Genomic DNA, 16926 nt, shown 5'->3' on the forward strand with positions numbered 1-16926 from the left:
ATCCTTTTGTGGAGCCTTGCGGAACAAAAGATACAGCGGAAAGCGGGAAATAGCTCCTGATTATTCATTTTTAGAGTAGAATTTGGGACAAAAAAATAAACCGCTTCGGAAAGTGAAACGGTTTTTAATTTTAATTTGAAGGAGGGTTTATCCTATTCTTTTCTTCACAATGATTTCATAACCCAGATAGATCAGTGGCAATGCCATAATGGTAAGTTGCCAACTGTGGCTCATGGCTACTTCGGGTTGGTTGGCTACGGCATAGGCCAATCCGAAAAAAGCACCTCCCAAATGGGCAGCATGTCCTACTTGGTCTTGAGGATTGGGATTGAGCATCATGTAAACCGAATATCCAAAATAGACTGCACCGAAAATATATCCAGGAATGGGAATGGGGATGAAAAATAAATAAATTCCGATTTCGGGGAGAATGGCAATTGCGGCAAATAAGACTCCGGAAACTCCACCACTGGCTCCGATTGCCGAATACCAACTCTGTTTTTTGTAAAGATACTGACAGAAGTAATTCCCTAAAATAATGGAACCCAGATAGATGATCAAAAATCCTATTTCGCCAAAGGCTTGTATGGCTATTGGTGCAAAAAAATACAATGTGAGCATGTTGAACAGCAAATGCGACCAACTTCCGTGCAGGAATCCTGCAGAGATCAGACGGATGTATTCTCCTCTTTGTACCGCAGCGACATTGAATTTGTATTTTTCAAAAAAGCGCATATCTTGAAAGCCTTTCATGCTGATGACGATGTTCAGGACAATGATGGCAATTAATATAAAATTCATGGGTTTATTTTTTTGTTATTCATTTGTGTCTTGTTGGTTTTCTTCAAAAAGATTCCCTATGGTTCCGTCTTCATTTTCAATATTCATATCGAATGTAGGTTCGGTTTCTTCTTCTTCAACAGGCTCTGGAATGGTGATGTTAATGGTTTTTACTCGGTCTTTGATGAACTGATTTCCCATTGCTTTGATCCCTTTTATGGCAATAAATTCATCGATATCAATCTCTTCAGTTTCTTTGGTTTTGCCATTTTTGTCTTTGGCATATACAATCTCTGCTACACAACCGTCGCTGGTCCCTATAAACTCGATGAAAGATTTGGGATGTTCTGATGGCATAAAGCTTTGGATGTTGGTGGTGTTTTCCAACACAAATCTTTTGATGAAATAAATTCCTTTTTCACCATCAAAATAAATGCAAGAAACGGCTTGCTCGGGATTCCATTTTTCCAGGATGAGGTATTCGTCATCAAAACGGTTGCTGAGGTCGAAAGAGATCAGTTTGGCTTCGCCTTTTGGAGTGATCAATAAAATTTTGTCGTCTCCTTTGAAGTTGCCCAGTAGTTGTCCTCTGTGATCTGCATTTAGCCTACGAACGGTATCGTCAAACCAAATTTTTCTAGGCGCAAGGGTAGAGACGCCTTCTTCTTTGAGGTCGATTTTTTTGATTGCATATTTGGTCACCAAATTCCCTTTGGAATCTCTTCCTTTGATTGCCAATTCGGAAAAATCGATTTCCATTTTGTTTTTTCTTATTCTGGCATTGGGTTTCAGAAGGATGGTTACCGTTTCGGCTTCGCCATTTGGGTTGGCAGAAAAATAGAGCATCTCCGAGCCTTTTTGGTCAGAAGCCAGTTTGTAATCGGTATTTCGGGTAACTCCGTTTACAAAAAAGCGTTTCATGTAGTAGGCACCGTCTCGACCTTCTCGGTAGATCATGTTGTAAACGGTTCGTTTGTCTCCTTTTTTGAAGATGCCCACATGTTCAATATTTTTTCCGATAAAGGTTTTGGCCTCAACTTTTACGACTTTCATTGTTCCGTTTTTTTGGAAGGTAATGATGTCGTCAATATCCGAACAGTCAAATAAAAATTCGTCCTTTTTCAGGGAAGTTCCTATGAAGCCTTCTTCGCGGTTGACATAGAATTTTTCATTAGCTACAGCAACTTTAGTCGCATCAATGGTATCGAAAATTCTAAGTTCTGTTCTTCTTTCTCGATCTTTACCGTATTTTTTCTGAATGTTGAGGTAGTAGTCAATGGCATACGGAATCAGGTGTTCCAAATGATGTTTTACCTCTTCAATTTTTCCTTCAAGTGCCAGGATGTTGGCTTTGAATTTGTCCAAATCGAATCTCGAAATTCTTTTGATTCGGATTTCCGTTAGTTTGAGAATGTCCTCTTCGGTAACAGCTCTTAGCAGATGTTTGGTATGCGGTTTTAGACCTTTGTCAATGGTTTTTATGACTTCTTCCCAAGTTTTTACCTCCTCAATATCGTGGTAGATTCTGTTTTCTATGAATATTCTTTCCAAAGAAGAGAAGTGCCAGTTTTCTTGCAATTCATGAAGTTCTATTTCCAATTCCTTTTTCAGTAAAGAAACCGTATGGTCGGTGTTCATTCTTAAAATTTCCGACACATTCAGAAACATCGGTTTGTCCCCGACAATGACGCAGGCATTGGGCGAAATGGTTACTTGGCAATCTGTAAAAGCATAGAGGGCATCTATGGTTTTGTCAGGCGATACATCGTTGTGCAGATGAATGAGGATCTCCACTTTGTCCGAGGTATTGTCTTCAATTTTTTTAATCTTGATTTTTCCTTTGTCGTTGGCCTTTAAAATCGAATCGATCAAGTCGCCCGTAGTTTTAGAAAAAGGAAGTTCGGTAACGACCAAACTGTGCTTGTCCAATTGGGATATTTTTGCTCTGGCTCTTATTTTTCCACCCCTTTGGCCATCGTTATATTCGGAAACATCGATGTAACCTGCAGTAAGAAAATCCGGATAAATTTCGAATTTTTTACCTTTTAGATAAGCAACCGATGCTTGGATAAGCTCGTTGAAATTGTGCGGAAGAATCTTGGTGGATAATCCGACACCGATGCCTTCTACACCTTGAGCGAGCAATAATGGAAATTTTACAGGCAGATCGATAGGTTCGTTATTTCTACCGTCATAGGATTTAGTCCACTCGGTTGTTTTGGGATTGAAAACGACCTCCAAAGCAAACGGAGTAAGTCGGGCTTCAATATATCTTGCCGCTGCTGCAGAGTCTCCTGTGAAGATGTTTCCCCAGTTTCCTTGGGTGTCTATCAAAAGCTCTTTCTGACCTATTTGCACCATGGCATCGGTGATGGAGGCGTCTCCATGCGGATGGTACTTCATGGTGTTTCCTACAATATTGGCCACTTTGTTGTATCGGCCGTCTTCCAGCTCACGCATGGAGTGCATGATTCTTCTTTGTACCGGTTTCAGACCGTCAAAAACGGATGGGATGGCTCTGTCCAAGATTACATAGGAGGCGTAATCCAGAAACCAATCTTTATAGAGGCCGGAGACTTTTTTCAGGCTGTCTCCTTCAGTGGAAAAATCTTCTGTCATGCTTCGTTATCGTCTGTTTTTTTATTCTCTTTATTGATTTTAATGATTTTTGATAAAGAAAATTTCAAGTCACTTATTTCTTTTTTACTCAAATATGAAATGTCGTATTTGAGTATCAATTGATTGTTTTTTTTACTGTTGATGTAAATGTATAATTTTTTAAAAAAAATGTAATTGGCTATGTTATAGCTTATTAATTTATACTTTGGAAATTCATCAACTGTGGTTTTACCAAATAAATTATAGATAGTTCTATTTTTAAAAGTAAAGGTTTCTCCTTCGCTATCGTACTCGAAAATCTGCTTTCCTCTAAGATAGGTTAGTGCCAACAATATTATTGGTATTAGAATTAGTAGATATTCTTCGGATCCCAAGATGTTGAATGCGTATTTTTCTGAAATAAGCATAACAACGCATGCAATAACGATTAATAGTATTATTGTATTGAAAAAATGATACAATGGGATTCTGTGTCTGTTGGTCAGTCTCATTACTTAGCTTTTTTAATCTTATAAATCTGGTTTTTAGCTTTAAGTATAATTTCTATTCTATTCTATTCTATTTTTCTGTAATATTATTGTCTTCGACCACGAGGTTTTCCAAGATAAAAGTTTGTCGATCTGGGGTATTTTTTCCCATATAAAACTCTAACAATTGATCGATGGTTTGGTCTTTTCCAAGGACAACAGGTTCTAGACGGATATCCTTACCTATGAAATGTTTAAACTCGTCCGGAGAAATCTCACCAAGTCCTTTGAATCGTGTGATTTCAGGATTTTTTCCTAATTCGTTTAAGGCATTTATTCTTTCCGTTTCGTTGTAACAATATCGGGTTTCTTTTTTGTTTCTTACCCTGAATAACGGGGTTTGTAAGATGAAAAGATGTCCATTTTTGATCACATCCGGGAAGAATTGTAGGAAGAAGGTAATCATCAACAATCGTATATGCATACCATCCACATCGGCATCGGTAGCGATAATCACTTGGTTGTATCTTAGGTCTTCCATAGATTCTTCTATGTTGAGGGCTGCTTGTAAAAGGTTGAATTCCTCATTTTCATACACCACTTTTTTGGTGAGTCCATAGCAATTGAGGGGCTTACCTTTTAATGAGAAAACAGCTTGGGTCTCTACATCTCTGGATTTGGTGATGGAACCGGATGCGGAGTCACCCTCGGTGATGAAGATTTGTGTTTCGGCCTTTCTCACTGCCTTTTGATCGTTATAATGCTGGCGACAATCTCTCAGTTTTTTATTGTGAAGAGAGACTTTTTTTGCTCTTTCTCGGGCTAATTTTTGGATTCCCGAAAGTTCCTTTCTTTCTCTTTCTGAAATTAAAATTTTCCTTTGAATGGCTTCTGCAATTTCCGGATTTTTATGCAGGAAGTTGTCCAATTTATTTTTTAGAAAATCGATGATAAAAGTCCTCACTGTAGGTCCTTTAGGTCCCATGTCGTTGGATCCCAGTTTGGTTTTGGTTTGGGATTCAAAAACGGGCTCTTCTACATTGATGGATATGGCTGCAATGATGGATTTCCTGATGTCTGATGCATCAAAACTTTTATTGAAAAACTCTCTAACTGTCTTTACATAAGCCTCCCGGAAGGCATTAAGATGTGTCCCACCCTGTGTTGTATTTTGTCCGTTCACAAATGAGAAATAAGTTTCGGTCTGTGACTTGTCGGAGTGGGTAATGGCCACTTCAATATCTTCGTCTTTTAGGTGTACAATAGGGTAGAGGATGTCGCTTTCCAACTCTTCTTCCAAGAGGTCTTTCAACCCGTTTTCGGAGTAGTAGGTCTCTCCATTGAAGATGATTTTCAAACCTGGATTTAGGTAGGCATAGTTACGAAGCATCCTTTCTATGTACTCTTTTCTATACTTGAAGTGCAAAAAGATTTCAGCATCTGGGACAAAGGAGATTTCGGTTCCGTTTCTATCTCCAGATTCGGTTTCAGGATGGTCTTGTGTAATGTTTCCTCTGGAAAATTCCGCCATTTTCATTCGACCGTCTCTAACGGATTTTACACGGAAATAATCCGAAAGCGCGTTCACCGCTTTTGTACCAACACCATTCAGACCTACGGATTTTTTAAAGGCTTTGCTGTCGTACTTCCCTCCGGTATTCATTTTAGAAACGGCATCAATCATCTTACCCAATGGGATGCCTCTACCAAAATCTCGAATTATAATCTTTCTATCGTCCAGTTTTATTTCTATTCTTTTACCGGCTTTCATTCGGAATTCATCAATGGAATTGTCTAATATTTCTTTTAACAGAATATAGATTCCATCGTCTGCAGAAGAGCCGTCTCCCAATTTTCCAATATACATCCCGGGTCTTAGACGGATGTGTTCTTGCCAATCGAGGGTACGGATGTTTTCATCGGTATAATTAACCTGTTGAATTTCACTCATAAAATTAGAAACTTTCTTTTAGAAAAATTAAAAAGTACATAGTACACAAAAATAGTAAAATATAAAGAAAATTAAAATTTATTTAATAGGAATTTAACGGGTATTACAAATACGACCTTAAATTGTTTAAATAAAAAAAAACAGAACCGATAAAATGTTCTGTTTTGGTTTTGTTCAACTTTAAATTTAGATTAATTTCCGTCCAAAAGATTCCCGATGCCCCCCAGCAAACTGCCTTCTTCTCTTTTGGTGGTGGTGCCGTATTGTAAGATTCTTCCGGCCAATCTGCTGATGGGTAAGGATTGTATCCAAACCTTTCCCGGACCTTTTAGTACTGCGTAAAATAAACCTTCGCCTCCGAAAATGGTGTTTTTTATGCCTCCAATAAATTGGATGTCATAATCTACCCCGCTGGTAAAAGCAACGATACAACCGGTATCAATTTTTAAAATCTCTCCTGCTTGTAAGGTTTTTTCGGCAACATAGCCTCCACTGTGTACGAAACACATGCCGTCACCTTCCAGCTTTTGCATGATGAAACCTTCGCCACCAAAAAGACCGGTTCCTAATTTTCTTTGAAACTCTATACCGATAGATACGCCTTTTGCGGCACAAAGGAAGGAATCTTTTTGACAAATGATCTTACCTTGATATTGGCTCAAGTCCAACGGAATAATTTTCCCGGTAAAAGGAGCAGCAAATGAAATCTGTCTTTTCTGCTGTGAATTGTTGGTATAGCTGGTCATGAAAAGGCTTTCTCCGGTCAACAATCTTTTTCCTGCTGTGAAGAGTTTTCCCATCAATCCGCCTTGGTTACTGCCATCGCCAAACATGGTTTGCATATCGATTCCTTCGGTCATCATCATAAAACTTCCGGGCTCTGCAATCACGGTTTCTTGTGGGTCCAGTTCAATTTCTACATACTGCAACTCTTCGCCAAATATTTTGTAATCAATCTCGTGGTTATTCATTGTTTAATTTTTTCAATTAGTACTCTTGTGAAGGGATAAAGTTACAAAATGTCGAAAAAAAAATAGCATCAAAAAAATGATGCTACTGATATGAATTTGGAAATATGAATTATACATTGAAACGGAAATGCATCACATCTCCATCTTGTACCACATATTCTTTACCTTCTACGGATAGTTTTCCGGCTTCTTTTACTTTGGCTTCAGAGCCGTAAGTAACGAAATCGTTGAAACGGATCACCTCTGCACGGATAAATCCTTTTTCGAAATCGGTATGGATAACACCGGCAGCTTGCGGAGCAGTCCATCCTTGACCGATGGTCCAAGCTCTTACTTCTTTTACACCAGCGGTAAAATAAGTTTGAAGTTTCAACAGGTCATAAGCTTTACGGATCAAGCGGTTTACACCTGGTTCTTCCAATCCCAATTCTTCCAAGAACATTTGTCTTTCTTCAAAAGTTTCCAGCTCGTTGATGTCGGCTTCTATTTGTGCGGCCAAAACCACCACTTCGGCGCCTTCGTTTTTTGCCATTTCCTCTACTTTTGCAATCCATTCGTTTCCGTTTTTGATGGAATTTTCATCAACATTACAAACATAAAGTACCGGTTTGTTGGTCAAAAGTTGAACATCATTGATGATGGATTGTGTAAAATCATCGGTTGGGAATTCTCTCGCATTTCTACCGTCTTCTACAAATTTTTGAAGATTTTGAAGCGTTTCAAAAGTAAGGATGTCTTCTTTCTTGCCCGATTTGATGAATTTTTTAGCTTTTTCAGCAGCTTTACCAATGGTTTCAAGGTCTTTTAATTGAAGCTCGATGTCGATAATTTCTTTATCTCTCATCGGATCTACAGAACCTTCCACATGGACGATGTTGCCGTTATCAAAACATCTCAAAACATGGATGATGGCTTCGCACTCGCGGATATTGGCAAGGAACTGATTTCCCAAACCTTCTCCTCTGGAAGCACCTTTTACCAAGCCGGCAATATCTACAATCTCTACCACAGCCGGTAAAACTCTTTCCGGATTGACCAATTTTTCCAATTCAAACAATCTTGGATCGGGTACAGAAACCGTCCCAAGGTTAGGTTCTATGGTACAGAAAGGATAGTTGGCAGACTGGGCTTTTGCATTGCTCAGACAGTTAAAAAGTGTCGATTTTCCTACATTCGGAAGTCCTACGATTCCACATTTCATAATTAAAAATAGTGTTTGAATTAGAGTGGGCAAAGATACAGATTAGAATTGTGAAAATAAAATAGTATTTTATGAACTTTATCCCGTACGATTTCGTATTGTTTTCAGGGTTGAATTCCGTACAAAAATTGGATTGTACCTCATGGTGAAATAAAATTGCTGAAATTTTATTTAAAAAATAAGAGCCCGTTTAAATTTTAGATCTAGATTTTTTGTATCGATATTTAGATGGATTATGGGTTTTAAATTTTTGTTTTAGCCCGCTAAAACAAAAATTTAAAATGCAAAATACGCTAAATAGAATGCAAAAAAGGCAGATTAGAAAGAGCAGAAATAGCCGAATTATTATTTTGGTGAAATTTTTAACAGACTCTAAATACTATTCTTACGAAAATTTCGTTTACATATACTTTGAAAGTTATTGGAAAAATTAAATTCAGATATTTTAAACAATCATTTGTTTTCTAGCAGAGCTGGTATACATTTTGTCTCTAAAGTTGCGGTGGTTATTTAGTATAAGTAAAATGAATAATGATGAAAAGATCTATTTTGGGGATTTTGACTGTAATTTCTTTAGGAATAAATGGGCAAGTTGTTAATACCAAAGATATTGAAGGGGTTGTTATACAATCTAAAAAAATAAATTACACGAATAAAAAGGAGAATCCGGCTTATGCAGTCCTGAAAAAAGTTTGGGATAAGAATTATAAGAACGCTTTTAATTCTTACGAAAATTATAAATATGAAGAGTATCAAAAAATTGAAGCTTCTTTTAATAATATAGACTCCGCTTTTTCAAAGAAAAAACTCTTTAAAGGCATGGAATTTATATTTAAAGAAGTAGATTCTGCAAAAGGAAAAAAAGATGTTCCGATTTATATTAATGAAAGCATTACCGATGTCTATGTAAGAAATAACAAAGTTCCGCATGAAAAACGAATTGGTATTGCCCAAAAAGCATCCGGTTTTGAGGATAACCAAATTCTAATACAGACGGTACAAAATCTTTATAAAGATTTTAATATTTATGAAAATGTATTGAATTTTTTCGATAAAGGTTATACCAGTCCTCTTTCTAAAGATGGATTTTCGGTTTATGAGTACGAATTGGTCGAAGATGCAACGGTAGAAGGCGAATTGTGTTACCAAATAAAGTATCGTCCCAAAAACAATGCAGCATTGGCTTTTCGTGGTGTCATGTACATCTCCAAGGAGGCTTATGCCGTAAAAAATATTACCTTGAATTCTGTGAAAAATTCTGATGTTAATTTTGTAAGAGGGATCAATGCAGACCTGACCTATTACATTATTAATGAAAACAGCTTTATCCCAGTAAAATCTGACATTACGCTTGATCTTTCCTTGGCAAATAAAAAGAAAACTGCTAAAGGAATTTATGTAAGAAGGGAATTGTCCTATAAAAAATTTGATTATAATAAAGCTGAAATTGAAGCAGAACTGGATAAAAAACCGGACAAAAAACCGGACAAAAAACCTCTTTTAGTTGATAAAAAAGACGAAGCGTACTGGGTGGAACATCGACATGAAGAACTGTCGGATAAAGACCAAGAAACCTATGCCAATATTGAAAAATTATGGCAGGTACCAAGGTTCAAAACCTATGTGAAAGTTGCTGAAACCATAGGATCCGGATATATTAACGCCTGGAAAGCAGTCGATTTTGGAAATTTGTATTCCATCTACGGAAGCAATGGCGTTGAGGGTTCTAGACTGAGACTTGGGGCAAGAACATTTTTCTCAAGAAACGATTTGTGGAGGGTACAAGGCTACGCAGCATACGGTTTTAGAGATAAAAAATTCAAATTCGGTGGAGATGTGCGTTATATGATTAATCCCAACAACAGACTTACAATAGGCTACGGTTTTAGGCACGATATTCTGCAATTAGGAGTGCAACTCATGGACAGTTATGGAGTCATGGAAAGGACTTTTGCTTCGTCCTCTTTTGCTTCAAGAGGGGAAAATAATAATTTGAGTTGGGTGACTGAAAATACTGCACAATTTTCCATAGAACCCATGAAAAATTTTCAGATACGATGGGATGGATCGTACCGAGAAATAAAATCGGCTGCACCGGAATTTTTTAAAATTAATTATGTGAAAAATGGGATAGAAAAAAGCCAAATAAACGATGCCAACATAGCGGTATCCTTAATCTACAGACCCAAAGCCAAATATTCGCAATACGGTTTGGATCGGTATGAGCAGTTCTCTTTGGCTCCAACTTATTCATTAAAATATACAAAAGGATTTTCCGGTATCATCAATTCGGATTTTGATTATGATAAAATACAATTCTCCTACAAAGGACATCTTCTGATTGGTCCGTACGGAAGGTCGGATGTCAATTTGGAATTGGGCAAAACATTCGGGTCGGTACCGCTTTCTTTGATGTCTGTTGTCCCTGGTAACCAATCGTACGGTTTGGTAGCCAATACTTTTTCTCAGCTTAATTATTATGAATTTGTGGCAGATGCTTATTCATCCCTTATTTTTGAACATCATTTTAACGGATGGATTTTTAATAAATTACCACTGATTAAAAAATTGAAATTTAGAGAAGTTGCATTTTTAAGAGGTGTATGGGGAAGTTTGGAAAAGAAAAACATCGATATGAATCGATCAAGCATGGTCTATTCAGCTCCTAAAGAACATGTTTATTATGAATATGGATTTGGAATTGAGAATATTGGACTTGGAAATTTTAGAATCTTTAGATTGGACTTCAACTGGAGAGGAAATTATTTAGATAGACCCGATGCACAAAAATTTGGAATGAAATTTGGCATGCAATGGGGATTTTAAAAGATTTTAAATCTTGTTGCATTGTATTTTGTGCAAGATAAATAAAGCCACTGAATCGTACTTTTCAGTGGCTTTTTTTTATTTTTTAAATTTTAATCAATCCCAGTTCAATCAATCGTTCTCTAAGATATTCACCAGCAGTGGTATCGGGATAGAGTTTGGGATGGTTGTCATCCACACAATTTTCAAGAGCATCGAGCTTCATTTCGCTTACCGGATGCATAAAAAAAGGAATGGAATATCGGGAAGTTCCCCACAATTCTCGAGGCGGATTGACCACTCGGTGTATGGTGGATTTCAACTTGTTGTTAGAATGTCTGGAAAGCATATCGCCCACATTAATCATCAATTCATCGGCTTCAGCAATCGCATCAATCCAATCTCCATTATGATTTTGCACCTGCAATCCTTTTCCTTGTGCACCCATCAAAAGCGTAATTAGGTTAATATCACCATGTGCTGCCGCTCTCACGGCATCATCCGGCTCTTGTGTGATAGGAGGGTAGTGGATGGGTCTAAGTATGGAATTTCCCTCGGCAATGTATTGGTCAAAATAATTTTCTTCCAAACCAAGATGCAGGGACAATGCTCTTAGGACATATTTTCCTGTCTTTTCCAACATTTGATAGGTTTGCTTTCCTACTTCATTGAATTTTGGAAGCTCCGTTACTTCAACATTTTCAGGATATTCGGATTGATATTTAGAATTTTCATCCAAATACTGTCCAAAGTGCCAAAACTCTTTCAAGTCTCCTTTTTTAAAGCCTTTAGCAGTTTCTTTACCAAAACCAACATAACCTCTTTGTCCACCAATTCCCGGGATTTCGTATTTCTGTTTGGTCTCAACAGGAAGTGAGAAAAAATTTTGAACTTCATGATAAAGAGCTTCGACCAAAGCATCGTCCAAGAAATGTCCTTTTAATGCTACGAAACCAATTTCTTCGTAGGCTTTTCCGATTTCATTTACAAATTTCTGCTTGCGTTCCGGGTTGTCCGAAAGGAAATCACGCAAATCTACACTGGGTATCTTTTCCATAATTAGAATTTACGAATACGAAAGTAGAGTTTTTTGTGTAAAAATCTATTTTTTATTTCAAATAATTCGAACCGTACTCCGCTAATCTTCCTAAGAGAAATGATTATATTTGTAAAAAATAATTTTATGAAATTTTTTATCGATACAGCCAATCTGGATCAGATCAGAGAGGCACAAGATTTAGGAGTTTTAGATGGAGTAACGACCAATCCATCGTTGATGGCAAAGGAAGGCATCTCCGGGACCAATGCCATCATGCAACATTATAAAACCATTTGCGAGATTGTAGATGGCGATATCTCTGCCGAAGTACTTTCTACAACTTACGAAGAAATGATCAGGGAAGGCGAAGAGTTGGCTTCCATACACCCCAATATTGTGGTAAAAATCCCAATGATCAAAGACGGAGTTAAGGCGTTAAAATATTTTGCGGATCGAGGGATAAAGACCAATTGTACTTTGATTTTTTCTGCTGGACAAGCCTTGTTGGCAGCAAAGGCCGGAGCGACTTATGTTTCGCCATTCTTAGGAAGGCTGGACGATATTTCAACCGATGGTCTGATGCTGATTGAAGAAATTCGTGAGATTTTCGATAACTACGGTTTCGAAACCCAAATTCTCGCCGCATCCATTCGTCATTCCATGCATATCATCAATTGTGCAAAAATTGGAGCTGATGTCATCACCTCTCCACTTCCTCCAATTTTAAGCCTTATAAAACATCCTTTAACGGATAATGGTTTGGCTCAATTCATTGAAGATTCAAAGAAAATGATGTAGCACCATAGTCATACTATACATTTTGAACTCCAGTTTTTTTCTAAGCTGGAGTTTTTGGTTGAAAATAGTTGATGTTTTAGTTCTCAAGCACTCGGACTTTCTATCCATTATCAAGGGATTAATGTTTTATTGAGTAAATCAATTCCTCTGAATATCAGTGTTTAAAAGGTTTCTGACGAAAAAAAAGAAAGTAAAATTTGCTATGTACGGAAATGTTCCTATATTTGCACCACAATATCGCGGGGTAGAGCAGTAGGTAGCTCGTCGGGCTCATAACCCGGAGGTCGCACGTTCGAGTCGTGTCCCCGCTACTAAGAAGCTTTCGGTAAGCTTGTAAAAAAAACACCGCGGGGTAGAGCAGTAGGTAGCTCGTCGGGCTCATAACCCGGAGGTCGCACGTTCGAGTCGTGTCCCCGCTACCAATAGGAGAATCAGAAATGATTCTCTTTTTTTTGTCCTAAATATCAATACAGATCCTATTTTTAGAAAAATAAATACATGTGAATCATTAGAATTTATATGTTATATTAAAACTGTTGAAGCCGTGAAACGGTTTTTTATCATTCGTATTAAACTTTTTATTGATTGCCTTTTTTTAATTATTGATGTAAAATACATGTTTTTATTTCGTGAATTTGTGTGGAATGTGTTAATTAAATTAAACAAAATTTGAATTTGGGTGTTTTTCCTATGTTTTAGTATTTATAAGGGATGTACATTTGAACCATACTTTCTATTTTCTTCAGAACAACAAATGATGATGAATAAAGCCGACATTGTCGGCTTTATTTTATTTGCTATACTTAATATCAGAAAGTTAAACAGAATTTAAATTTGGGTGTTTTTCCTCTTTTCTGAATTTTATAAACGATTTACATTTGATGTATAATTTCTATTTTCTTCATAACAACAAATGATGATGATTAAAGCCGTCTCACAATCTTGTGAAACGGCTTTTTTTAAATTTTTCACAGACTCCTCTCCATCATTTGGCAACGAATATTAAAATTTCAGGCAATTAATAGGAGGTTTTGAGAGTTTTATTTAAATTTTGTAAATCGTACAGTTGTTTTTAATTAAAATTTTACTTTTAAAAGTAAAAAGGGTGTTTTCCCCCTTTTGAGTATTCAATGAAGATGATATTTTTGAGAAATAATTTCTATTTTCTTCATTTCATCAATAATTGATGATTAAAGCCGACTTCGGTCGGCTTTATTTAATAAAAAGGTGTATTTCCTATAATTATTTGATGAAAATAGAACTAATTTTACAAAAGAAAAAAATAACTAATAACCACTCTTCATTTATTTGAATTTTCTAAAGTAAGCAAAGCCATACTGAAAAGTGTGGCTTTTTTTGATGGAATTATCTAAGCCTCTCTATTAATTGTTTCATACCTTCTACAGCTGTCGTTTGGAAACAGTTCTTGGAAAGTGTATAATTATTTGGAAGGTTGGGATCAATTAAATATAACTCGCAATGCTCCGGGATTTCATGGATGAGTCCAGCTGCTGGATAGACTTGCAGCGATGTACCGATAATGATGAAAATGTCTGCATTGGAAGCTATTTCTACAGCTTTCTCCATTTCCGGAACCGTCTCACCAAACCAAACGATATGCGGTCTTAGTTGTACACCTCGTTCATCGCAATCTCCCAAGTGGATATCGGAATTGCAAGGCAAGATAATTTGGTCGTTATCCACAGGTCTGGCTTTTTTTAGTTCACCGTGAAGGTGTAGGACATTTGTAGATCCCGCTCTTTCGTGCAAGTCATCAACATTTTGGGTGATGATTTCAACGATGAAATTTTTTTCCAATTCGGCCAGAATTTTGTGGGCTTCATTGGGTTGTACTTCGTCCAGTTGTCTTCTTCGTTGGTTGTAAAATTCCAAGACCAATTCTGGGTTTTTGGCAAAACCTTCGGGACTGGCTACCTCTTCAATTTTGTGATTTTCCCATAATCCATCTGCATCTCTAAAGGTTTTAATACCACTTTCTGCCGAAATTCCGGCACCGGACAAAACCACGATTTTCTTTTTCATTCTTTTATTTTTCTTTGATAAGTACGATATAATTTCCCCAAAACAGGGTGTTGTATTTATTTTTTCCAGAGGTTGAAATTCGTTCGAAAACAAGTTTAACATGATAATTGCCAAGATCCGTTTCTATTGCGACTTCCGGTAGAGTGGTCGAGGCTTTAGAATATTCATTTAACTTTTTTTCAACCAAAGGAATAAGATCCACTTCTTCACCCGTAGAAAGTTTAATTTTAAATACCCTGTTTTTATCAAAACGATCTTCAATGCTAAGGGTTTCATGGTTGAGTTTTAATCCATTGTTGTTCAGGAAATTATATGAATTGGCCATGTAATGATAGTCGGAAATGTCCGAAAACGAATTGGAAGAAAGTAGTTCTCTTACTTCATCCAAAGGTGGGTTGTTTTCTTGCGTAACACGGGTGAATAAATTTCTGATATTCGATTGATAGGTGTATTTCCAACGGTTATTATCTTCTTTTACAATCGTGTCAAAATCTTTCGAGGTGAGATATTTTTTCACCTCACCTTGCTCTTTTCTTATCATTAGAAAAGTCAATTTGTCGGTTATTTCGTTGGCCGAACGGTTGGTGATGGTTTTGTTGAAATTGATTTTACCATGACTAAGAATCTTTTCGCGAATTAAGACTTTTTCAAGCTCCATTTTTTGGCTTCTTTTTGAAACCGAAAATGCATTGAAATAAGGCATTCCGATAGAGAATATTGCAGTAATCATCAATGAAATAGGGATGAACTGTATTTTATCCTTTTTACTAAAAACAAAATACAAAGCAAGTACCGAAAGCCAAACGGCCAATGCCAAAACAAAATATCGAGGTTCTGTAATTCCGTATTCAAATATTCTGGTGAAAATAGCGATCATCAACAAAATAATGAGCGGTATCAGGGTGTAAAAGAAGAGTTTGGAAAAAATCCTCACCCAGGATTTGGTATTGTCCTCTTTTAAAGGATGAACCAAAAGTAAAGCCAAAATCCCGAGAACGGAATAGGCCAAGATCAGATACGAAACCCAGCCAAATGGTAGCTCCCACTGAAGGATGATTTTCCCCATATAAAAATAAAGGATGATGGCATAGACGATAAGCAGAGGGATGAGTACAAATTGGGTAAAAAATTTCAGTGTTTTTGGATATTCTTCCAGTTTTTCCAAGCCTTCCAATCCATCGGAGCTGAACAATAAAAAAGCCAAACATGAACCCAATATGGCTAAAAACACAAAGGTTTTGGCATAAAGATCATTGGGAAGGTTAAGGTTAAAAAGTTTGTCCACGGCTAAAATTGCCAACTGGACACCTCCAATGAGTACGCCCGTAAATACAACCGTTAAAAAAGCATTTATAAAAAGATTTTTGTTGAATTCCCAAAATTTATTTTCTGTTTGTGACGGATGTTGGGACGAAACGGCCACCACCAAATGCGAAATCAAATATATCGGGATCAGTAGAAAGGCATAAACTTCAGAAAAATCGTTTTCGGTTTGGGGCAATAAAAAATAAAATCCCAGCAACAGCAAAAGGGATATGCCTTCCGAAAGGTAGCCCAATCTCCAGCGTTGTCCTATAAACTTTGCTGCAAACATCAGCGAAATGCCCAAACAGGTTGTAAATACAATTTTGTTGAAAACAAAGTTTTCAGCTCCGCTGTTTTCTACCAAAATAACGGATGATACCGCAGCCGTTAAGGCCATTATGATAACCCAAGGATAGTTTTTTATAACCAAACTTATTTTTTGAGCATATTGGGACAGGTGATTTTTCATCGTGTTTCTATCTAAGTTCAATCTTTATTTTTTTTCTTCTTTTTCTTTTTCTTTTTGTCTTTGGGCTTCAAAATTTCATCAACTATGGACGGTTTCACTTCTGATTTTTCATCTTTTAGTTTGATTTTCAGGTCAAATATTTCCAACAAATCGTTTTTTTCGATGATGTTTTTTTTGACTAATATTTGTAGAAGTTCTGTTCGGTTTTCTGAGAAAAATTTTTGAAACAATTCATCGACAAGGTGTTCTTTGTATTTCTCTAAAGGAATGGAAACGCTGTATTTGAAAATTCGTCCTTCTTTTTCGGTGATCAAATAGCCTTTTTCGGTCAGTATTTTTAGATAAGTGGATATGGTATTCTGGTGGGGTATCGGCTCTGGATGTTGTGCCATCACATCTTTCAGATAGAATGAGTTTAGTGTCCAAAGGACTTGCATGGTTTGTTCTTCGACAGCCGTTAGGGAATTTATTTTCATGT

Annotated in this window: 12 protein-coding genes and 2 tRNA genes; 4 read left to right on the forward strand and 10 right to left on the reverse strand. The window is 36.8% G+C overall.

The features are described from left to right. Positions 1-147: 147 nt before the first annotated feature. From H9Q20_RS12770 to ychF, 6 genes are all read right to left on the reverse strand, one after another. Positions 148-801 (reverse strand): rhomboid family intramembrane serine protease, encoded by a 654-nt coding sequence (locus H9Q20_RS12770; RefSeq protein WP_124641884.1) that lies wholly within the window; start codon positions 799-801, stop codon positions 148-150. A 15-nt stretch (positions 802-816) separates the two neighbouring features. After that, entirely contained in the window at positions 817-3399 is a 2583-nt protein-coding gene (locus H9Q20_RS12775; RefSeq protein ID WP_124641886.1) for a DNA gyrase/topoisomerase IV subunit A, read from the reverse strand. Beyond that, complete coding sequence (locus tag H9Q20_RS12780) at positions 3396-3890, reverse strand: hypothetical protein (protein WP_187477974.1); 495 nt, start codon at positions 3888-3890, stop codon at positions 3396-3398. Before H9Q20_RS12780 ends, H9Q20_RS12775 begins: the two co-directional genes overlap by 4 nt. A gap of 67 nt (positions 3891-3957) precedes the next feature. Beyond that, entirely contained in the window at positions 3958-5817 is a 1860-nt protein-coding gene (locus H9Q20_RS12785) for a DNA topoisomerase IV subunit B (RefSeq protein WP_124641890.1), read from the reverse strand. A gap of 191 nt (positions 5818-6008) precedes the next feature. Then, positions 6009-6788, reverse strand: a complete 780-nt coding sequence (locus tag H9Q20_RS12790) for a TIGR00266 family protein (protein WP_187477975.1) — start codon at positions 6786-6788, stop codon at positions 6009-6011. 109 nt (positions 6789-6897) lie between these two features. Further along, positions 6898-7989, reverse strand: a complete 1092-nt coding sequence (gene ychF / locus H9Q20_RS12795; RefSeq protein ID WP_124641894.1) for a redox-regulated ATPase YchF — start codon at positions 7987-7989, stop codon at positions 6898-6900. A 534-nt stretch (positions 7990-8523) separates the two neighbouring features. On the opposite strand from ychF, the gene H9Q20_RS12800 reads away from it, so the two are divergent. Beyond that, positions 8524-10815 carry a DUF5686 family protein gene (locus H9Q20_RS12800; RefSeq protein ID WP_187477976.1) on the forward strand — a complete coding sequence of 764 codons (2292 nt, stop codon included), beginning with the start codon at positions 8524-8526 and terminating at the stop codon, positions 10813-10815. Between the two features lie 85 nt (positions 10816-10900). Here H9Q20_RS12800 and H9Q20_RS12805 read toward each other — a convergent pair whose 3' ends face one another. Further along, positions 10901-11851 carry an isopenicillin N synthase family dioxygenase gene (locus tag H9Q20_RS12805; RefSeq protein WP_187477977.1) on the reverse strand — a complete coding sequence of 317 codons (951 nt, stop codon included), beginning with the start codon at positions 11849-11851 and terminating at the stop codon, positions 10901-10903. A 126-nt stretch (positions 11852-11977) separates the two neighbouring features. Here H9Q20_RS12805 and fsa point away from each other — a divergent pair, with 126 nt between their 5' ends. The 3 genes from fsa (at position 11978) to H9Q20_RS12820 (ending at position 13053) form a co-directional block, all read left to right on the forward strand. Further along, a complete protein-coding gene (fsa, locus tag H9Q20_RS12810; protein ID WP_187477978.1) occupies positions 11978-12631 on the forward strand; it encodes a fructose-6-phosphate aldolase in 654 nt (217 codons plus the stop codon). A 238-nt stretch (positions 12632-12869) separates the two neighbouring features. Next, positions 12870-12942: transfer RNA gene (locus H9Q20_RS12815), tRNA-Met, on the forward strand. 35 nt (positions 12943-12977) lie between these two features. Then, a tRNA-Met gene (locus H9Q20_RS12820) sits at positions 12978-13053 on the forward strand. A 943-nt stretch (positions 13054-13996) separates the two neighbouring features. On the opposite strand, the gene H9Q20_RS12825 is transcribed toward H9Q20_RS12820, so the two are convergent. Genes H9Q20_RS12825 through H9Q20_RS12835 form a run of 3 tightly spaced genes read right to left on the reverse strand, consistent with a single transcriptional unit; the run spans position 13997 to position 16924 of the window. Further along, positions 13997-14674 (reverse strand): SIR2 family NAD-dependent protein deacylase, encoded by a 678-nt coding sequence (locus H9Q20_RS12825; protein ID WP_124642750.1) that lies wholly within the window; start codon positions 14672-14674, stop codon positions 13997-13999. 4 nt (positions 14675-14678) lie between these two features. Beyond that, positions 14679-16469, reverse strand: coding sequence for a DUF4153 domain-containing protein (locus H9Q20_RS12830; protein WP_187477979.1), 1791 nt, complete (start codon positions 16467-16469; stop codon positions 14679-14681). Continuing rightward, positions 16466-16924 (reverse strand): BlaI/MecI/CopY family transcriptional regulator, encoded by a 459-nt coding sequence (locus H9Q20_RS12835; RefSeq protein WP_262385545.1) that lies wholly within the window; start codon positions 16922-16924, stop codon positions 16466-16468. Before H9Q20_RS12835 ends, H9Q20_RS12830 begins: the two co-directional genes overlap by 4 nt. Positions 16925-16926: the final 2 nt, after the last annotated feature.

The organism is Amniculibacterium sp. G2-70 (genome assembly GCF_014353055.1).
Classification (GTDB): Bacteria; Bacteroidota; Bacteroidia; order Flavobacteriales; family Weeksellaceae; genus Amniculibacterium; species Amniculibacterium aquaticum.